The 18790-nt window shown below is 69.2% G+C and carries 20 protein-coding genes and 1 pseudogene; 12 read left to right on the forward strand and 9 right to left on the reverse strand.

The genetic code is table 11. The annotated features are described in order from the left end of the window. Nucleotides 1-428: 428 nt before the first annotated feature. Complete coding sequence (locus Q8N19_RS03545; protein WP_305588255.1) at nucleotides 429-2090, forward strand: MFS transporter; 1662 nt, start codon at nucleotides 429-431, stop codon at nucleotides 2088-2090. Here the strand turns inward: Q8N19_RS03545 and Q8N19_RS03550 are convergent. From Q8N19_RS03550 to Q8N19_RS03560, 3 genes are read right to left on the reverse strand one after another with little or no spacing between them, the layout of a single operon-like run. Next, on the reverse strand, nucleotides 2087-2983 hold the full coding sequence (locus Q8N19_RS03550; protein WP_305588256.1) for an NAD(P)-dependent oxidoreductase: 897 nt from the start codon (nucleotides 2981-2983) through the stop codon (nucleotides 2087-2089). The genes Q8N19_RS03545 and Q8N19_RS03550 overlap by 4 nt on opposite strands. A 12-nt stretch (nucleotides 2984-2995) precedes the next feature. Beyond that, a complete protein-coding gene (locus tag Q8N19_RS03555; RefSeq protein ID WP_305588257.1) occupies nucleotides 2996-3385 on the reverse strand; it encodes an MliC family protein in 390 nt (129 codons plus the stop codon). After that, nucleotides 3382-3771, reverse strand: coding sequence for a cytochrome c family protein (locus tag Q8N19_RS03560; protein WP_305588258.1), 390 nt, complete (start codon nucleotides 3769-3771; stop codon nucleotides 3382-3384). The genes Q8N19_RS03555 and Q8N19_RS03560 overlap by 4 nt, the downstream gene beginning before the upstream one ends. Before the next feature lie 163 nt (nucleotides 3772-3934). Here Q8N19_RS03560 and Q8N19_RS03565 point away from each other — a divergent pair, with 163 nt between their 5' ends. Together Q8N19_RS03565 and Q8N19_RS03570 are read left to right on the forward strand one after the other, a co-directional pair. Then, nucleotides 3935-4414 carry a (2Fe-2S)-binding protein gene (locus Q8N19_RS03565; RefSeq protein ID WP_305588259.1) on the forward strand — a complete coding sequence of 160 codons (480 nt, stop codon included), beginning with the start codon at nucleotides 3935-3937 and terminating at the stop codon, nucleotides 4412-4414. 18 nt (nucleotides 4415-4432) lie between these two features. After that, nucleotides 4433-6634 (forward strand): xanthine dehydrogenase family protein molybdopterin-binding subunit, encoded by a 2202-nt coding sequence (locus Q8N19_RS03570; protein WP_305588260.1) that lies wholly within the window; start codon nucleotides 4433-4435, stop codon nucleotides 6632-6634. Here the strand turns inward: Q8N19_RS03570 and Q8N19_RS03575 are convergent. Next, nucleotides 6631-7254 carry a nucleotidyltransferase family protein gene (locus Q8N19_RS03575; protein WP_305588261.1) on the reverse strand — a complete coding sequence of 208 codons (624 nt, stop codon included), beginning with the start codon at nucleotides 7252-7254 and terminating at the stop codon, nucleotides 6631-6633. The two genes, Q8N19_RS03570 and Q8N19_RS03575, sit on opposite strands and share 4 nt — an antisense overlap. 31 nt (nucleotides 7255-7285) lie before the next feature. Between Q8N19_RS03575 and moaA the strand changes: the two genes are divergently transcribed. From moaA to glp, 6 genes are read left to right on the forward strand one after another with little or no spacing between them, the layout of a single operon-like run. Then, nucleotides 7286-8326 carry a GTP 3',8-cyclase MoaA gene (moaA, locus tag Q8N19_RS03580; protein WP_305588262.1) on the forward strand — a complete coding sequence of 347 codons (1041 nt, stop codon included), beginning with the start codon at nucleotides 7286-7288 and terminating at the stop codon, nucleotides 8324-8326. A gap of 4 nt (nucleotides 8327-8330) precedes the next feature. Beyond that, complete coding sequence (locus tag Q8N19_RS03585; RefSeq protein WP_305588263.1) at nucleotides 8331-8576, forward strand: MoaD/ThiS family protein; 246 nt, start codon at nucleotides 8331-8333, stop codon at nucleotides 8574-8576. A gap of 3 nt (nucleotides 8577-8579) precedes the next feature. Further along, a complete protein-coding gene (locus tag Q8N19_RS03590) occupies nucleotides 8580-9023 on the forward strand; it encodes a molybdenum cofactor biosynthesis protein MoaE (protein ID WP_305588264.1) in 444 nt (147 codons plus the stop codon). Nucleotides 9024-9060: 37 nt separating this feature from the next. After that, nucleotides 9061-9615: a molybdenum cofactor biosynthesis protein B gene (gene moaB, locus Q8N19_RS03595; protein WP_305588265.1), complete on the forward strand. Its 555-nt coding sequence runs from the start codon at nucleotides 9061-9063 to the stop codon at nucleotides 9613-9615. Beyond that, the gene (gene moaC / locus Q8N19_RS03600; RefSeq protein WP_305588266.1) at nucleotides 9612-10082 is read left to right on the forward strand and encodes a cyclic pyranopterin monophosphate synthase MoaC; all 471 of its coding nucleotides are present in this window, start codon (nucleotides 9612-9614) and stop codon (nucleotides 10080-10082) included. Before moaB ends, moaC begins: the two co-directional genes overlap by 4 nt. Further along, the gene (glp, locus tag Q8N19_RS03605) at nucleotides 10079-11269 is read left to right on the forward strand and encodes a gephyrin-like molybdotransferase Glp (RefSeq protein ID WP_305588267.1); all 1191 of its coding nucleotides are present in this window, start codon (nucleotides 10079-10081) and stop codon (nucleotides 11267-11269) included. The genes moaC and glp overlap by 4 nt, the downstream gene beginning before the upstream one ends. Nucleotides 11270-11340: 71 nt before the next feature. Here the strand turns inward: glp and Q8N19_RS03610 are convergent. Next, a pseudogene (locus Q8N19_RS03610) lies at nucleotides 11341-12201 on the reverse strand (XdhC family protein); the annotation flags it as partial. 104 nt (nucleotides 12202-12305) lie between these two features. Here Q8N19_RS03610 and Q8N19_RS03615 point away from each other — a divergent pair. Beyond that, nucleotides 12306-13178: a bifunctional regulator KidO gene (locus Q8N19_RS03615; protein ID WP_305588268.1), complete on the forward strand. Its 873-nt coding sequence runs from the start codon at nucleotides 12306-12308 to the stop codon at nucleotides 13176-13178. On the opposite strand, the gene ald is transcribed toward Q8N19_RS03615, so the two are convergent. Beyond that, nucleotides 13175-14290 carry an alanine dehydrogenase gene (ald, locus tag Q8N19_RS03620; protein WP_305588269.1) on the reverse strand — a complete coding sequence of 372 codons (1116 nt, stop codon included), beginning with the start codon at nucleotides 14288-14290 and terminating at the stop codon, nucleotides 13175-13177. The two genes, Q8N19_RS03615 and ald, sit on opposite strands and share 4 nt — an antisense overlap. Before the next feature lie 64 nt (nucleotides 14291-14354). After that, nucleotides 14355-15026, reverse strand: coding sequence for a monofunctional biosynthetic peptidoglycan transglycosylase (gene mtgA / locus Q8N19_RS03625; protein WP_305588303.1), 672 nt, complete (start codon nucleotides 15024-15026; stop codon nucleotides 14355-14357). 184 nt (nucleotides 15027-15210) lie between these two features. Here mtgA and Q8N19_RS03630 point away from each other — a divergent pair, with 184 nt between their 5' ends. Next, complete coding sequence (locus tag Q8N19_RS03630; RefSeq protein WP_305588270.1) at nucleotides 15211-15876, forward strand: nitroreductase; 666 nt, start codon at nucleotides 15211-15213, stop codon at nucleotides 15874-15876. Between the two features lie 9 nt (nucleotides 15877-15885). Here Q8N19_RS03630 and Q8N19_RS03635 read toward each other — a convergent pair whose 3' ends face one another. After that, nucleotides 15886-16854, reverse strand: a complete 969-nt coding sequence (locus Q8N19_RS03635; RefSeq protein WP_305588271.1) for a WD40 repeat domain-containing protein — start codon at nucleotides 16852-16854, stop codon at nucleotides 15886-15888. Nucleotides 16855-17071: 217 nt separating this feature from the next. Here Q8N19_RS03635 and Q8N19_RS03640 point away from each other — a divergent pair, with 217 nt between their 5' ends. Beyond that, nucleotides 17072-17506, forward strand: a complete 435-nt coding sequence (locus tag Q8N19_RS03640) for a biopolymer transporter ExbD (protein WP_305588272.1) — start codon at nucleotides 17072-17074, stop codon at nucleotides 17504-17506. A 105-nt stretch (nucleotides 17507-17611) separates the two neighbouring features. Here the strand turns inward: Q8N19_RS03640 and Q8N19_RS03645 are convergent, their stop codons facing one another. After that, nucleotides 17612-18682, reverse strand: coding sequence for a GTP-binding protein (locus Q8N19_RS03645; RefSeq protein ID WP_305588273.1), 1071 nt, complete (start codon nucleotides 18680-18682; stop codon nucleotides 17612-17614). Between the last annotated feature and the right edge of the window lie 108 nt (nucleotides 18683-18790).

The raw sequence follows: 18790 nt of genomic DNA on the forward strand, positions 1-18790 counted from the left end.
CATCGCCAGAACACCGCCGCCTGCGTTTCTCTTTCCAATTCAACAATGTCAAAGACCAAACCGGCTTCCGCCAGCCCCGCCAACCAATCCGTCGGCGGCGAGGAGCGGCGTATCTAGTCGCCACCCCCGAGAGTGTCAATCAGCCTTTTTCGACTTTTTGCGACACCCCCGTCCCGCTTTCGTGCGGCCAGGGGGCAGGTTCGCGGGAAATCCCCTGATCGATCAGGGAAATTCCCCCTCGGCGCGCTCCGAGAGGCCAAAAACTATATCGGGGTTCTTCGTGGTTGAACGCCCTGTTGAACGTCCAGCCTGCGGTAACGGCGCAGGCGCGCCTGAGTTCCCCGGAGAGGGTTCCGCAAGGTCGCGCCTTCCGCCCCATCGCCGACCGGTGTTACTCCTGCTGCAAATCGCAGTTCGGGGGGACGCTCATGGCGCAGGACGCCGCAGACGCTCAGGCCAATGAGGGCGCGAAGGCGCCGTCCATGCGCACCGTGGTGGTGGCTTCATCCGCCGGCACCGCGTTTGAGTGGTACGACTTCTTCATCTTCGGGACCCTGGCGACAGTCATCTCGCGAAACTTCTTCGCGGGGCTCAATGAGACCGCAGGCCTGGTCGCGGCCCTGGCCCTGTTCGGCGCCGGCTTCGCCTTCCGCCCGCTGGGCGCGCTGATCTTCGGGCGCATGGGCGACCGGGTCGGACGCAAGGCCGCCTTCCTGATCACCGTCACCCTGATGGGCGGGGCGACGCTCGCCATCGGCTTCCTGCCCACCTACGAGCAGGCTGGCCTGATCGGTCCCGCCCTGTTGATCGTCCTGCGCATCCTCCAGGGCCTGGCGCTTGGCGGGGAGTATGGCGGCGCGGCCATCTATGTGGCCGAGCATGCGCCGGACCATCGGCGGGGGGAATATACAGGCTGGATCCAGACCTCGGCCGCCTTCGGCCTGATCGGCGCCCTGGTGGTGATCCTGGTCACCCGCCGCGTCGTCGGCGAGGAGGCGTTTGTCGACTGGGGCTGGCGCCTGCCCTTCCTGGTGTCGGCGGGCCTTCTGGCCATCTCCATCTTCATGCGCCTGAAACTGGCTGAGAGCCCCAGCTTCGAGCGGCTCAAGGCCGCGGGCGAGGAGGCCAAGGCCCCCTTCGCCGAGGCCTTCGGTCAATGGGGCAATCTGAAGCTCGTGCTTCTGGCCCTGTTCGCCTTCATGAGCGCCCAGGGCGCGGTCTGGTACACTGCCTTTTTCTACACCCAGATCTTCCTGGAGCGGTTCCTGAAGGTGGCGCCGGCCACGGTGAACACCCTGATGATCTGCGCAACGCTCGCCAGCGCGCCGCTCTATGTGTTTTTCGCATGGCTGTCGGACCGGGTCGGACGCAAGTGGGTGATGTGGTTTGGCATGACGCTGGCCCTCGTCGCCTTCTTCCCCGCTTTCAAGGCCTTGACCCTGGCGGCCAACCCGGCCCTGGCCGAGGCCCAGGCCGCCACCCCCGTCGTGGTGGTCGCCGACCCGGCCGACTGCGCCCTGCAGTTCGACCCCGTGGGCCGGGCGCAGTTCATCTCGGCCTGCGACATCGCCAAGACGTCCCTGGCCAATGCAGGCGTCTCCTATGACAACCTCGCCGCGCCGGCCGGGACGCTGGCCCAGGTGCGGGTGGGTGAAACGGTCGTCTCCTCCATCGACGGCAGCCAGCTCGCAGCCGATGACCTGAAGGCCGCAAGGGCCCAGGTGGATGGCGAGATCCGCGCAGCCCTGGCGGCTGCCGGCTATCCGCCCCAGGCCGACCCGGCGCGGACCAACCTTGCGGCGGTGTTCGGCATCCTGATGATCTTCGTGGTGGCGGCCACGGCCCTCTACGGCCCCATGGCGGCGACCCTAGTGGAGCTGTTTCCCACACGGGTCCGCTACACGGCCATGTCCCTGCCCTATCATATCGGCACGGGCTGGGTGGGCGGCTTCGTGCCGTTCAGCGCCTTCGCCATCGTGACGGCGACGGGCAACATCTATTCAGGCCTCTGGTACCCGGTGATCTTCACCGCCATCAGCGTGGTGGTCTGCCTGTTCCTGCCGGAGACCAAGGGCAAACCCCTGGACTAGATCTGCGGGGCGGCCAGCATCACCTCGACCGCGATACCGGAGTCGGCATAGGCGCGCAGGGCTTCGGCCTGGGGCATGACGGTGATCAGGCTCACCACCTTCAGGCCCTGGCGCGCCAGGTCGATCAGGTGGTCTGGCGTCGCGGCCTCTGGCGCGACCCGCTCGGCGTCGCGGCGGGCCATGCCGACGATCTCAGGATCGGCGTCGAGCGGGATGATCAGCACATCGGCGCTGGCCAGGGCGCGGCTGGCCCGCAGGGTGATCAGGTCGGCCGGTCCCCGTCCGGCGACGAACTGCAAGCGGCCCGGCTGGGGCGCGTCTTCCGAGAGCGCCTTGCGCAGTAGAGCTTCGGCGGCCTCCATATTCCCCGCCATGGCCGCGTCCGCGGCCGGGCCTTCGAGCGCCTGGCGCAGAAAGGCGCGACGCCGGGGCAGCTCGGGCAGGGCTTCGCGCACCTCGTCCTGCATCCTGCGGAACAGGGCGGCGATGCGCCCGGTCCCCTCTGGGATGCGGGTCTCGATGGTATTGCGCAAAAGGGTGGCCAGCATGGGCGAGGCGCCGCCGGTGCCCACCGCAGCCACCACCTCGCCCCGGTCGATGACCGCCGGCGTCGTGAAGTCGCAGAGCGGCGGGCGGTCGACCACATTGACCGGAACCCGGGCGGCCCGGGCGGCGGTGACCGCGGCCTGGACGAACAGATCATCGGCGCTGGCGATGAAGACCAGACTCGCGCCGGCATAGGTGGCCGGCAGATAGGCCTGGGCGTCATCGACCCGCACCAGGCGGGCCGGCGAGCCCTCGAACAGGCGAGCCTTGGCCTCGGCGCCCTCGCCGGACCCGGCGATCACGATCTTGGCGCCGGCCAGGGGGAAAAAGGCGGGAAAGGCGTCCAAGATCCTGCTCCTTCAGCCGGTGACGCAGCCGCGATAGGGCGCCCCGGCGGCGCCGTCCAGGCTCGCCTCGACGCCCTTGGTCGTCAGTTCGACCCCACCGGCCGAAAAGCGCGCCCCTGAGCCCGAGGGCGCGTGCGGCAGGCGGTAGGAGCGTCCGCCGGCCTGAACCACAGCATGTTCCCCCGACAGGGCGTAGGCGGCGACGAACCGCTTCCCTTCACGGCAGGCATAGGTCATCGGCGCGTCAGTGGCGTCCTCCGGGCCAGGCGCCGAGCGCAGGGGCGAGACGAAGCCGGCCGACGGCGCCGTTGGCCCAACGGTGGAGCAGGCGGTCAGAGACGCGGCGGCGGCGGCCACCAGCGCCAAACGCAGCGGCAGGCCAGGCCCAAGAAGCGAAGTCATTTGAGCGTCTTCATATAGGCCACGATGGCCGCGCGATTATTGGCGTCCGGAACGGCGACCATCATGCGCGTCCCTGGCGCGAACGCCATCGGCTTCGCCAGATAGGCGTCCAGGGCCGCGTCGCTCCAGGTCCCGCCCTTGGCCTTCAGGCCCGCGGAATAGGCATAGTCACTGCGGCCTGCGATGGGGGCGCCGGCCACCCCGGTCAGGGTGGGCCCCGCCGGCGTGCTCTTGTCCCCGTGACAGGTCTTGCACTGAAGATTGAACAGACGTGCGCCCGTCGATGAGGCCGCCTGAGCCTGGGTCAGACCCGGCGCCGCCGCCAGGAGGAGGCCAGCCAGCAGGACCGGGAGGCGGAGGTTGGTGGCGCGGACCGATGGGGTCATGAGGGTCTCCAGGAACGGGGCCGATCACGGCGTCGGGAAATTAGGTAGCGCAGTTAGATCACGGGCGCATCAAGACTGGGCCCGTCGGCTCGGGTCGGGGCTTACCTTGCCACCTGAGCGGCGTTAAGATCATGCTCCAGCTCTGCAACGCCTAAGGATCGTCATGGCCATCACCCTCGATGTGAATGGAAAGCCGCTTAAGGTGGAGGCGGCCGCCGATACGCCCCTGTTGTGGGTGTTGCGGGATGAACTGGGCCTGACTGGAACCAAGTACGGCTGCGGGATAGCTCAATGCGGCGCCTGCACCGTCCTGGCCGACGGCGCGCCGATCCGCTCCTGCCTGACGCCGATCTCGGCGCTGGGGAGCGCGAAGATCACCACCATTGAGGGCCTGGGGGGCGACCACCCCCTGCAGCAGGCCTGGGTGGCGCTGGACGTGCCCCAGTGCGGCTACTGCCAGTCGGGCCAGATCATGTCGGCCGCAGCCCTGCTGGAGCAGTCGCCCAAGCCAACGGACGAAGAGATCGACGGCGCCATGGCCGGCAATATCTGTCGGTGCGGCGCCTATCAGCGCATCCATGCGGCGATCAAGGTGGCGTCGGGCCAGGCCCCGGCCACAGCTTCCCCCCAGACTGACGCCTGACCGGACGGGATGAGAGCCATGAACGCACCCTTTTCCCGCCGCGCCGCCCCTTCGGGCGAGGGCCTGTCGCGCCGCCAGCTAATCATCACCGCCACCGCCGTGGGCGGCGCCCTGATGGTCGGCTGTTCCCCCACCGACCTGCTGGCGGCCGGCGCCGAGGGCGAGACCGGCCCGTTTGGCGCCTTCGTCAAGATCGCCCCGGACGGTGCGGTCACCCTGGTCTGCAAGCACATCGAGTTTGGTCAGGGGACCCATGCGGGTCTGGCGGCCATCGTCGCCGAGGAGCTGGACGCCGACTGGAGCAAGGTCGGCTGGGAGCATGCGCCTGCCAACGCCAAGCTCTACGCCAATGGCGGCCTCGGCGCGCAGCTTACCGGCGGGTCGACAGCGATAAACAATTCCTGGGACCAGCTGCGCAAGGCCGGGGCCGCGGCCCGGGCCATGTTCGTCCAGGCCGCCGCCAACCGCTGGAACGTTCCGGCCGGTGAGATCACGGTCAAGGACAGCGTCGTCGCCCACGCCACCTCGGGCCAGTCGGCCGACTTCGCCGCCCTGCTGGCTGACGCGGCGCAGGTGGCGCCGCCGGCCGAGCCGACGCTGAAGGACCCGGCCCAGTTCACCCTGATCGGCACCGACCGGGTTCGGCGCAAGGACAGCCTGGCCAAGAGCACCGGCCAGACCCGTTTCACCATGGATGTCCAGGCCGAGAATCTGCTGGTGGCCATGGTCGCCCACCCGCCGCGCTTCGGCGCCAAGGTGGCGAGCTTTGACGCCACGGCGGCCAAGGCGGTGCCCGGTGTCGTCGAGGTCTATGAAATCCCCACCGGCGTGGCCGTGGTGGCTGAAACAACCTGGGCCGCCAAGCAGGGCCGCGACGCGCTGACCGTCAACTGGGACGAGGCCAAGGCCGAGACCCGCAGCTCCGCCGCCATCGCCGAGCGCTTCCGCGATCTGGCGGCGGGTTCAGCGACGCTGGCCAGAGGCGAGGAATGGCAGGGCTTCGAAACAAAGGGGGATGTGTCGGCGCAAGCCGGCGGTCAGGCCCTCGAGGTCGCCTATGACTTCCCCTACCTCGCCCACGCCACCATGGAGCCGATGAACTGCGTGGCCCAGGTGGACGGCAACAAGGCCAGGCTCGCCTTCGCCTCCCAGGGGCCGACCCTGGACCAGCTGAACGTGGCCAAGGTGGTCGCCAACCTGCCCGGCGCCATCGAGATCGAAACCCTGCCGGCCGGGGGCTCCTTTGGCCGGCGGGCCAACTTCCAGTCCGATTTCGTGGTCGAATGCGTCCAGATCGCCCGCAAGGTGGGCGGAAACCGGCCGGTGAAACTGGTCTGGACCCGGGAAGACGACATGGCGGCGGGCTATTACCGCCCCCTGGTCCACCACCGGGTGCGGGTCACCACCGATACAGACGGCTATCCCAACACCTGGACCCATCGAATCGTCACCCAGTCGATCATGAAGGGCGCCCCCTTCGGCGGCGGCGGCGTCGACGAGACCGCGGTGGAAGGCGCCAAGGGCTCCCCCTATCTGAAAGCCACCCCGCATGTGGACGCCCAGCTGCTCACCCCCGACGCGGGCGTGCCGGTGCTCTGGTGGCGTTCGGTGGGCGCGACCCACACGGCCTATGTGATGGAGCACACCATCGAGCAGCTGGCCCGCCGGGCCGGCCAGGATTCGGTGGCCTATCGCCGGGCCCTCTATGAGAAGGCCGGCGCCAAGCGGCATCTGGCCGTCCTCGACCTGGCCGCCGAAAAGGCCGGCTGGGGCGAGCCCGCGCCTGAGGGCTGGACCCGCGGCGTGGCGGTGCACGAGAGCTTCGGCTCAGTCGTGGCCCAGGTGGCCGAGGTGAAGATGGAGAATGGCGAGCCCAGGGTCGGTCGCGTGGTCACCGCCATCGACTGCGGCACAGCCATCTCGCCCGACCAGATCGCCGCCCAGATGGAGGGGGGCACCTGCTACGGCCTCTCGGCCGCCCTCTATGGCCAGGTGACCCTGACCGAAGGCCGGGTCGACCAGACCAATTTCGACACCTACCGGGTGCTACGCCACAACGAGGCCCCCAAGGTCGAGACCTATGTCGTCGCCCAGCCCGCCGGGACCCATCCCACAGGCGTCGGCGAACCCGGCACCCCGGTGATCGGCCCAGCCGTGGCCAATGCGCTGCTGGCCCTGACCGGCGAGGCGATCACCGCCCAGCCGTTCGTGAAGGTCTAGGCGCCCGCCAGATCCTCGGGCCGATCGACGTCGAACAGGACGCCGTCGTCATCAGTCTCGATGAGGGCGAGGCGCGGGCCGAGGCCGGCGAGGGCTGTGCGCGCGCCTTCGTCGCCGGCGGCCTTACGGAGGTGACCGAGGAGGTCGGGCCCGAACAGCACCGGATGGCCCCGGCGGCCTTCGCAGATCGGGGCCGCCGCAGCCGCACCCGCCTTCACAGCCTCCACAAGGCGCGGAAGCAGGGCTGCCGGAACCTTCGGCATGTCGCCCAGAAGGACGAAGGTCCCGGCCGTATCCGCGGGAAGCGCTTCAGCCCCGGCCCGAAGGGACGCGCCCATGCCCTCGGCGTGATCTGCGGCGTGGACGCTCCGCAGGCGGGCGCCCTCGCCCCGTCTTTCTGCAAACGCCCACGAGACCTTGGCGACTTCATCGGCGTCAGATCCGGTCACCAGGATGATCGTCGAGGCGGGGCTCGCGAAGGCTGCCCCGAGCGCACCCTCGATCAGCGGACCGCCCTCGAAGGGCGCCAGCAACTTGCGGCCGCCGAACCGGCGGCCGGCGCCGGCCGCCAGGATGATGGCGCTCCAACTCGCCTCTTTGCGCGCGGCCCCTGTCGTCATCGCCTGCCCTCCCCTATGTTGCGCTAACGCCATGACGCCCTACGACGCCTCACCTTCGCAAGCGCCGTCCACGACGGCCGCACCGCTGATCGACGGCTTCGGCCGGACGGTGACCTATCTGCGGGTCTCGGTCACCGATCGATGCGATCTGCGCTGCGTCTATTGCATGGCCGAGCACATGGTCTTCCTGCCCAAGAAGGACCTGCTGACCCTCGAGGAGCTGGACCGGGTCAGCTCGGCCTTCATCGCGCTCGGCGTGCGCAAGCTGCGGATCACCGGCGGCGAGCCCCTGGTGCGCAAGGGGGTCATGGGCCTGATCGAAGGCCTGTCGCGACATCTGAAGTCCGGGGCGCTGGACGAGCTGACCCTGACCACCAACGGCACCCGTCTGGCGGAATTCGCCGGGCCCCTGGCCGGCGCCGGCGTGCGCCGCGTCAATGTCTCCATCGACACCCGCAAGCCCGACCTGTTCCGCCGCCTGACCCGCGGCGGCGACGTGGCCAAGGTGCTGGCCGGGATCAAGGCCGCGCAAGCCGCCGGCATCGCCGTCAAGATCAACGCCGTGGCCCTGGCCCAGGACAACGCCGCCGAGCTGCCGGACCTGATCGCCTGGGCCCATGGCGAGGGCATGGACGCCACCCTGATCGAGACCATGCCGCTCGGCGAAATCGACGAAGACCGCACCGACCAGTTCCTGTCGCTGACCAAGGTCCGCCAGGAGCTGGAGAGCTTCTGGACCCTGGAGGACATCCCCCTCTCCACCGGCGGGCCGGCCCGCTATGTCCGCATCGCCGAGACCGGCGGACGGCTGGGCTTCATCACGCCCATGACCCACAATTTCTGCGAGGGCTGCAACCGGGTGCGGCTAACCTGCACCGGCACCCTGCACACGTGCCTGGGCCAGGAAGACGCCAGCGATCTGCGGGGCGTCATGCGGGCCGGCGCCGATGACACAGCCCTGATTGAGGCCATCCGCCTGGCGGTGGACGGCAAGCCCAAGGGTCACGACTTCCGGATCGAGCGATCGGCGGCGCCGGCGCTGGCCCGCCACATGTCCACCACAGGGGGCTGAGGCGGTGACCCGGGTCCTGCTGTTTGGTCGCCTGAGCGACATCGCCGGCTGGCGGGAAAAGATCCTGGATCCCTCGCCCGCCCGCCTCTCGGACCTGCGCGCCCTGTTGACCGCTGACGACGCCGCCCTGGGCGAGGCCCTGGCCGCGCCCGGCGTCCAGGTGGCGCTGGACCAGGTGCTGGTGCGCGATGACGCGGCCCTGTCGCCCCGCTCTGAAGTCGCCTTCCTGCCGCCCATGAGCGGGGGCTAGGCCATGATGATCAGCCTCACCGACCAGGGCTTTGATCCCGGCCCGCTGCTGTCGGGCTTCTGCCGCGGGCGGGCCGAGACCGGCGCGGTGGCGAGCTTCACGGGTCTCGCCCGGGCCGAGGGCGGCGAGACGAAGATTTTGGAGCTGGAGGCCTATCCCGGCTTCACCGAGGCCCAGATCGGCGCCATCGCCGAGACGGCCCGAACGCGGTTTGATCTGCAGGACCTGATGATCGTCCATCGGATCGGCCAGATCGCGCCGGGCGAGCCCATCGTCTTCGTGGCGACGGCCGCCGCCCACCGCCGGGCGGCCTCTGAGGCCTGCGACTATCTGATGGACTATCTGAAGAGCCGCGCCCCCTTCTGGAAGAAGGAGCATGGCCCCGACGGCGCCCGCTGGATCGAACCGCGCGCCCAGGACCACGAGGACATCGCCCGCTGGGCCTAGACGCCCTGCGAGCCCTAGACGCACAGAGGAGCCGATCATGAACGCGCCTGCCTTCGCCCCCGGCGGCAAGATCGATGAGGCCAAGACCCTGGTCCCGGTCCGCATCGCCGTCCTCAGCGTCTCCGACACCCGCGATGAGACCACCGACACCTCTGGTCAGGTCCTGGCTGACCGGATCACTGGCGCGGGCCATGTCCTGGCGGGGAGGACCATCGTCCGCGACGAGGTCGAGGCGATCCGCGGCCAGGTGAAGGCCTGGGTGGCGTCGGGCGAGGTGGACGCGGTGATCACCACCGGCGGCACCGGCATCACCGGCCGGGACGTGACGCCCGAAGCCCTGCAACCCCTGTTCGACAAGACCCTGGACGGCTTCTCGGTCGTCTTCCACATGGTCAGCTACCAGACGGTGGGCCTCTCCACCCTACAGAGCCGCGCCACCGCCGGCATCATGAGCGGTGTCTTCGTCTTCTGCCTGCCCGGCTCCAACGGGGCGGTGAAGGACGGTTGGGACAAAGTGATTTCCGCCCAGCTCGATAGCCGCCACGGCCCCTGCAACATGGTCGACCTCATGCCCCGGCTGATGGAGCGATGAGCGGCCTGACCCATATCGACGAGACCGGCCGCGCCCATATGGTCGATGTCTCCGGCAAGGCGATCACGACCCGCGAAGCCGTGGCCGAAGGCTTCGTGCGGATGACGCCTGCGACCCTGGCGCTCGCCCTGTCCGGCGACGCCAAGAAGGGCGATGTGCGGGCCACCGCCGAAATCGCCGGCATCATGGCCGCCAAGCGCACCAGCGAGCTCATCCCGCTCTGTCATCCCCTGGCCCTATCCAAGGTCGAGGTCCGCGTGGCCCCGGGCGAAGGCGGCCTGTCGGTCACTGCGCGGGTGCGCACCACCGGCCAGACCGGCGTGGAGATGGAGGCCCTGACGGCCGTCTCGGTCGCCTGCCTCACTGTCTACGACATGCTGAAAGCCGCCGAGAAGGGCATGGTCATCGAGGCTGTGCGCCTAACCGCCAAGTCCGGCGGCGCCTCTGGCGACTGGTCCGCCGCATGAAGCTGCTGGCCGTCGAGGACGCCCGAGCCCGCATGCTGGCCGAGATCGCCCCCCTGCCCGCCGAGACCGTCCCCTTGCGCGCAGCCATCGGCCGGGTCCTGGCCGAGGATGTCAGCGCCATTCGCGACCAGCCGCCCTTCGACGCCTCGGCCATGGACGGCTGGGCGGTGCGCAGCGGCGACACGCCTGGGACCTTGCGCATCATCGGCGAAAGCGCTGCGGGTCACGGCTTTACAGGCGCCCTTGGCCCCGGCGAGGCCGTGCGCATCTTCACCGGCGCGGCGGTTCCGGCCGGCGCCGACGCCATCGTCATCCAGGAAGACGCCCGGCTCGACGGCGACTTCGTGACCACCCCGGAAACCCCCGCAGGCCAGCACCTGCGCCCCCGGGGCGGCGACTTCAAATCTGGCCAGGCCCTGTTGAGCGCCGGCCAGCGCATCGATCCCTGGCGCCTGTCGCTGGCCGCCTCGGCCGGCCGCGCCGAGGTGTCGGTCCATCGCGCGCCCAGGGTGGCCATCATCTCCACCGGCGAGGAGATCATCGAGGCGCCCGGCGTACCGGGGCCTTTCCAGATCTATGATTCCGGCGCGCCAGCCCTGCTGGCCATGGTCCGCGCCTGGGGGGCGGAGGCGCAAAAGCTAAAGCCCGTCCGCGATGACCTGGACGCCGTCATCGCCGCCCTACGCGACGCCGAGGCCGACCTGATCGTCACGGTCGGTGGGGCTTCGGTGGGCGACCACGACCTGGTGCGGGCTGCGGGCGAGGCCCTGGGTCTGTCGATGAAGGTGGCCAGCGTCGCCGTGCGGCCGGGCAAGCCGACCTTCTTCGGGGTCCTGGCCGATGGCCGCCGGATGCTGGGCCTGCCGGGCAATCCGGCCTCGGCCTTTGTCTGCGCCGAGCTGTTCCTGCGCCCGATCCTGGCCGCCTATCAGGGGGATCCCAGGCCCTTCGCCACCATCACCGCCCGCGCGGCGACGCCGCTGGGCGCCAACGGGCCACGGGAGCACTGGATGCGGGCGAAACTGACCCATCAGGAGGGCGCGATCAGCGTCGATCCCTATGGAGATCAGGATTCCTCGCTGGTCACCGTGTTCGCCGCGGCTGACGCGCTGTTGCGCCGTCCGCCGGGCGCGCCCGGCGTCGAGGCTGGGGGGCTGGTCGAGGTGCTGCCGCTGGCCCGCGCATAGCGCAGGGCGACGATCTCGCCGATCACCGACAGCGCCACCTCCCAGGGGGCCTTGCCACCGATGTCCAGGCCGATGGGGGCGTGCAGCCGCGACAGGGCCGCCTCACTGAGTCCGGCCGCCCGCAGGCGGGCCAGCCGCTCGGCCAACCGCGCCCGGGCGCCCAGCAATCCCACATAGAACGCCTTGGACGGCAGGGCGGCGCGCAGGGCGACCTGGTCGGTGGTCAGGTCATGGGTGGCGATGGCCACAGCCGTCCAGGGATCGAGGCCGATGGCCGCCAGGGCCTCTCCTGGCTCGTCCCGTCGATAGGCCACCTTGGCCAGGGGCGGCGGCTCGGTCGGTCCCTTGGGTCGCACCAGGGTGGTCTCGAAGCCCGACTGGCCGCCCAGGGCGGCGATGGCCAGGGCGGTGGGATCAGAGCCGACCACCACCAGACGGGGGACCGGCTCATAGTCCCGACGGATCGCGCCCGGCCAAGGCTCGGCGTCTTCAGGCGCCACGCAGACCCGGCGATGGCCGTCGCTTATCCAGACGCAGGGTTTGCGCTCAATCTGGGCGGTGACGAGTTTTGTCAGGGCGGGGTCGTCGCCTGCGACCTTCTCCAGGAAGATCTCGATCCGGGCCCCACAGAGCAACTGGATGTCGGGCCACGGGCTGCCCTCCCCATAGACCAGGGTGCGGGGTTCGCCGTCCTCCAGACAGGCCTGGGCGTGCGCGGCGACGTCAGATTCAACGCAACCCCCGGAAAAGTAACCGGAAACCACGCCCTGCCCGAAGACCATCTGGGTCCCCACAGGTCGCGGACCGCCGCCGCCCAAAGCCGTCAGCGTGGCCAGGACCAGGGGCGCGCCCGTCGCCGCGGCCGTTTGCAGGGCGGGTCGGACATCCTCATCGAGGCCGAAGATCGGCCATTGGGGCAGCGGTTCGATCATGGCTCAGATTAACCCCCGTGAAAGGTTCCAGATACGGGTTCTTTAGGCCTCACAGATAAGCATGCTCCCCGACAAGTGCAGTTCTTCAGAGCGTCCGCCCGCCCATGACCTCTCCGCTCGACAAGCTCGGCCTCGGTTCTGGCCAATTCGTCCTGGACCAGGCCTCGGTTCGCGGGCGTCCGGCCCAGGCCGAGATTCAGGACATCCTGTCCGTCGCCGCCCGGGCAGGTCTGTCGCTGTTCGACGTGGCCGGTCGTTCGGCCCAGGGCGAGACCCTGATCGGCGAAGCCCTGCCCAAGCCCATCCCCTTCCGGGTCTCCGTCACCACCATCCGCGCTGATCGCGGCCCCGACATGGTGGAGGCCGAGGTGCGCGCCTCGCTTCGCCGTCTGGGCGTGGCCCAGGCCGACTGCGTGCTCGTGCCCTCGGCTGCGGAACTGTTCGGCCCGCACGGCATGGCGCTGTGGACCCGCCTGCAGCAGCTGCGCGACGCCGGCGTCTGCCGCCGCATCGGCGTGGCGGTGTTCGCCTCAGACGATCCGGTGGGCCTGGCCCGCCGCTTCCGGCCCGACGTCATCCAGGCGCCGGCCAGCCTGCTGGACCAGCGCCTGCTGATCGACGGCACCCTGGCCACCCTGGCCGGCATGGGCATCGAGGTTCAGCTGCGCTCGATCTTCCTGAACGGCCTGATCTTCCTGCCGCCGGACCGGGCGCCCAACCATCTGAAGGCCGCAGCCAGCCGCATTTCCCGTGCCCGACGCCTGATTGCCGAGGGTCGCAGCGATCCGCTGCAGGCGGCCCTGGGCTTCGCCCTGTCGCGGCCCGAAGCCACGACCGTCCTGGTGGGCGTCACCTCGGCCGCCGAGCTGTCGGCGGTGATCGCGGCGGCCTCCAGCCCGCCCCCTGACCTGGACTGGGACGACATGGCTATCGACGATCCGGTGGCGCTCGACCCCAGCCAGTGGGCGGCCGCCTAGCGGCTCCAGACCCCATAGGGATCCACCGAGGTCCGGCCCAGGGCCTGGGCCACCGCCGGATGGGTCAGCTCGCCCTTCAGCACGTTCAGGCCCCGCGCCAGATGCGGGTCATCCTTCAGCGCCTCAAGCCCACGATCAGCCAGGGCCAGGCCAAACGGCAGGGTCGCGTGCACCAGGGCTTCTGACGATGTCCGCGGGGCGGCGCCCGGCATGTTGGCCACGCAGTAATGCACCACGCCGTCGACCACATAGGTGGGCTCGGCATGGGTGGTCGGCCGGGAGGTCTCGAAACAGCCCCCCTGGTCGATGGAGACGTCCACCAGAACCGAACCCGCCTTCATCCGCGCCAGATGCTCGCGGCGGACCAGCTTGGGCGCCGCCGCGCCTGCCGTCAGCACGGCGCCGATCACCACATCGGCCCGCAGCACCTCCTCCTCCACCGCGTCCAGAGTGGAGTAGCGGGTCAGCACCCGGCCCAGGAACATGTCGTCCAGCTCCCGCATCCGGGGAATGGAGCGCTCCAGGACCACCACCTCGGCGCCGAGCCCTGCGGCCATGCGCGCGGCGTTCATGCCGACCACGCCGCCGCCCAGGACGCAGATCCGGGCCGGCCGCACGCCCGGAACGCCCGAGAGCAAGAGCCCCATCCCGCCATTGTGCTTGAGCAGGGTCTCTCCGGCGGAAAAGACGGCGATCCGGCCGGCCACCTCCGACATGGGCGCCAGCAGCGGCAGCCCGCCGGCGCGGTCGGTCACCGTCTCATAGGCGATGGCCGCACAGCCAGAGGCCAGCAGCCCCTCGGTCTGGGCCGGGTCGGGCGCCAGATGCAGATAGGTGAAGAGGATGTGGTCAGGCGTCAGCCGCGCCCATTCCTGCGCCTGGGGCTCCTTGACCTTCACGATCAGCTGCGCGCCGGAGAAGACCGCGGCGGCGTCGGCGACCACCTTCGCGCCGGCCCGCTCATAATCCTGGTCGGCATAGCCGGCGCCCTCGCCCGCCCGGGTCTCGACCAGCACCTCATGGCCGTGCGCCACATATTCTCGAACCGCCGTGGGCGGCAGCCCGACACGATGTTCGTTCGGCTTGATCTCGCGGGGCACACCAACGCGCATAACCGCCTCCTGAAGGGCAGATTGTTTTATCAATCCCCAGGTCTGAGGGCGTAACCGTGTTTCGTCAACCCAGGACGCAGGCGTCCAGATTGTCCCGCCGGATGGTTCCGGCCGCGGCCTGGATCCGCCCCGTGCGGCGACGGACATAGGGGCCTGGGGTGTCGGCCTTGTAGCGCAAGGGACTGGGCAGGACGGCGGCCAGGCGGGCGGCCTGGGTGCGGGAGAGGTCCTTGGCGTCAACCCCGAAATTCTTCCGCGCCGCAGCCTGAGCGCCGTAGACGCCAGGGCCGAACTCGATGGAGTTCAGATAGACCTCCATGATCCGCGGCTTGCCCCACATCACCTCGATAAGGACGGTGAAATAGGCCTCAAGGCCTTTGCGGACATAGGAGCGGTCAGGCCACAGGAAGACATTTTTGGCCGTCTGCTGGCTGATGGTGGAGCCGCCCCGCACGCGATCGGAGGATTCGTTGTGCGCCAGCGCCTTGCGGATCGCTTCAAGGTCAAAACCGTGGTGACTGCAGAAATTGGCGTCTTCGGCGGCGATCACCGAGCGCACCAGATGGGGCGAGATGTCATCCAGGTCTAGCCAGCTGCGGCTGAAGCCTTGGCCCTCGAACAGGCGCTGGACCATCAGGATGGTGATCGGCGGCGGCAGGAAGCGATAGGCGGCGACCGTAAGCACTGGACCCACGAAGCCGATCATCAGGGCCAGGACCAGGAGGCCTCGCACGATGCGCCCAAGGCTCCGGCGCCGGGCGGGCTTCGCGCCATCGGCCGTCGGCGGCTCGGGCCTATCCCCAGGGGCGGTCGTGTCAGTATCGCTCAAGCTCGGCCATCCTTGCCTTGACCCTAGGCGGGGCTGCTAACGATGGGAAGACGGCGCGGCAAGCGTCCTAGCCCTGCAGGAGAGCGGCTCCATGAATGTCAGCCAGGCCGTGGCCCAGCGGATCTCCGTCCGCGCCTTCCGTCCCGACCCCGTGCCGGGCGCTCTGGTGCGCGAGATCCTGGAGGCCGCCGCCCGCGCGCCCTCGGGCGGCAATCTCCAGCCCTGGCGGGTCCACGCCCTTACCGGCGCGCCCCTGGAGGCGCTCAAGGCCAAGGTGAGGGAGAACCCGTTCGGCGAGACGCCGGAATACGACGTCTATCCGGCCAATCTTTGGGAGCCCCTGCGCACCCGGCGCTTCCAGTGCGGCGAGGATCTCTATGCGACCATCGGCATCCCGCGGGAGGACAAGGCTGCACGCCTGGCCCAGCTGGCCAAGAACGGCGAGCTGTTCGGCGCGCCCGTGGGGCTCTTCTTCAGCCTCGACCGCAAGGTGGGTCCGCCGCAATGGTCCGATGTGGGCATGCTGATGCAGACCATCATGCTGCTGGCGGTGGAGCAGGGCCTGGCCACCTGCGCCCAAGAATACTGGGCCCGCTATCCGCAGACGCTGGCTGAGGTTCTGAACCTGCCACAGGACCAGATGATCTTCTCCGGCATGGCGCTCGGCTATGCCGACGCGGCGGCCCCCATCAACACCCTGCGCACCCGCCGCGACCCCTTCGAGGTCTGGGGCGAGATGCTGGGGTTCGAAGGCTGAGGCGGGCGCCTAGGGCGCTTCGGCTATGCCGGCCGCGCCGTCCTCGTCGCCCCACGCCACGCGCTTGCCGTCGGCTGAGATGGCCAGGGCGGTGATGGCTGCGCCCTTTTCGGCCTTCAGCATCTCGATCTTCTGGCCCTCAAGGTCGCAGATCCAGAGCCGACCATCCTCGAGGCCTGCGGCGACCCGACGACCGGCAGGCGTTCCGGCCACCTGGGCCACCAGGGTGGAGGCGTCATAGCCGACCTCCGCGGCCTCCTTGCCCATGGGCCCGGCCGATCCGCCGAACGGCCAGATGACCACCCCTTGGGCCCCAGAGGTGGCCAGGAACTGGCCCTTGGACATGAAGACCAGGCTCTTCACCTTGGCCGGATAGCCGCCCATCCGCATGTTCTTCTCGTCGGCCACTCGCCAGCCGTGCAGCTGGTTTTCCTGCATTGATGACATCAGGAACTTGCCGTCCGGGCTCCAGGCGAGCGCGATATGGCTGCCGGCCCAGGCCAGGATGGTGGGCTTCTGTTCGGCGATCCGCGCAAACCACAGGTGGGCGCCGCCATAGACCGCCACCGCCAGACGCCGGCCCTTGGGATCGAAGGCCAGCCCCAGCGCCGAGGATTCGTGAGCGAAGGTGCGGGCGAAGTCCGGGTCGGCGGCGTCGCGCACATGGACCGTCTTTCCGGCCGCAAAGGCGATCAGCCCCGACTCGGGGCTGGCGGTCACCGCGTCGATCCAGCGCCCCTTGATTTCGGCGATCTCCTGAGGCCCGGATGTCCGCGACCAGACCAGGCGGCCATCATCGCCGCCGGTGACCACGCCCTCGCCCGATGGGTGCAGGCAGGCGCAGAGGATCGCGCCGTCATGGGCCTCGATCACCTCTCCGGTGTCGAATCTGACCGTCCCATCCCCGAGGGCGAAGACCCCCTGACCGGACTTGGTGAACAGGGCGGCAGAGACATAGGCGTCAAAATCATAGGGCATAGGGCTGCATAGACGGCGAACGCGGGTCTTGCCCAGGGGGCCGATGCAAGGAATCCAGGCGTCCGACGACGCCAGTTGCGGCGCCGCCCCGGTCCAACTGCATGAAACCCCCCGGCCGCCGGCGCCTTGAGACTTTACAATCGCGTTTCGACAGGCGAATGGTCGAGACGAAACGGACGGTCGCGGGCCTACGCGACCCTATGGGAAGGAATTGCATATGGCGGCGAAGCTGAGTGGCGGGGGCGGCTCCAAGTTCGACCTCGGCCAGAACAGCGACATCAACGTCACGCCCTTCGTGGACGTGATGCTGGTGCTCCTCATCATCTTCATGGTGGCGATTCCCGCCGCGACGGTGTCGATCAAGCTCGACCTGCCGCCGGCCATCCCGCCGCCGCCCGGCACCGTGGTGGAAGAGCCCACCCTGATCAACGTGCAGGAAGGCGGCGCGATCTTCATCGGCGAGCGCCCGACCACCCTGGCGACCCTGGCGTCGGATCTGGCGTCTGAGCTGGCCGTGCCGGTCCCCACCGAAGAGCGTGTCTATATCCGCGCCGACCGTACGGTGCGCTATGGCGAGTTCATGTCGGTGATGAACCAGCTGCAGACCGACGGCTACTTCCTGGTCGCCCTGATCAACGAAGAGCTCTCCTGATCCTCAAGGGCGTGACAACGTCGCGCCCAGACAGGCTCTGAACATGCGAACGCCCGCCGGATCACCGGCGGGCGTTTTCATTTGGGGTCTGGTCCAGGCCGCCGGCTAGGCCGCGCAGGCCTCGAAGCCGGCCTTGAGCTTGGCCTCATCCAGATTGCGGCCGATGAAGACCATCTTGCTGGACCTCGGCTCGCCCTCGCGCCAGTCCCGTTGGAAATCGCCCTCCAGGATCATGTGAACCGCCTGGAAGACCAGCCGGCGATCCTCGCCGGCCACGTCCAGAATGCCCTTGGCCCGCAGGATGTCGGGGCCCTGCTCCTGCAGGAGGGCGTTGAGCCAGTTGGTGACCCGGGTCCCGTTCAGGGGCTGATCGAAGGTCAGCGACACGCCGCGAATGCCGGCCTCGGCCACATGGTCGTGGCCGTGGTCATGTCCATGATGGTGGTCGTGCCCATGGTCGTGCCCATGGTCGTGATCGTGGTCGCAGGACTCGTCATGCACATGGCCAGGCTCGCCGTGGGCCGGATTGAGGAATTCCGGGTCCAGGCCCGTGATCCGCTCCAGGTCGAAGCCGCCCCGACCCAGCACCGCCTCCAGCGGCACATTCGACCGCTGGGCGCGATGGATGGGCGCCAGGGGGTTGATCCGCCGGATCTGCGCCTCCACCGCCGCCAGCTCGGCCGGGGTCACCAGGTCGGTCTTGTTCAGGATGATCTGGTCGGCGAAGGCGATCTGCTCGACGGCCTCGTGGCTGTCGGCCAGGCGCAGGGGCAGGTGCTTGGCGTCCACCACCGTGGTCACCGAGTCCAGTTGCGCCTTGGCCCGGACGTCGTCATCGACGAAGAAGGTCTGGGCCACAGGGCCTGGGTCGGCCAGGCCCGTGGTCTCGACGATGATGGCGTCGAACTTGCCCTTGCGCTTCATCAGGCCCGACAGGACGCGGATGAGGTCGCCGCGCACCGTGCAGCAGACGCAGCCATTGTTCATCTCGAAGACTTCTTCGTCGGCGCCGACGATGAGGTCGTTATCGATGCCCACCTCGCCGAACTCGTTGACGATGACGGCATAGCGCTTGCCGTGGTCCTCGCTGAGGATGCGATTGAGCAGGGTGGTCTTGCCGGCGCCGAGATAGCCGGTCAGGACGGTGACGGGGATTTTATCGGTCATGGGCCTCATCTAATCCCTGACCCGGCCCGAGGGAACAGGCTGGGGCGCGGTTCGGCGCCTAAGACACCCTTGACCTGGGCCTGGACGTTATAGACTAACACCGTTCGCGCCACGTCG

It is taken from the genome of Phenylobacterium sp., assembly GCF_030693405.1.
Taxonomy (GTDB): Bacteria; Pseudomonadota; Alphaproteobacteria; order Caulobacterales; family Caulobacteraceae; genus Phenylobacterium.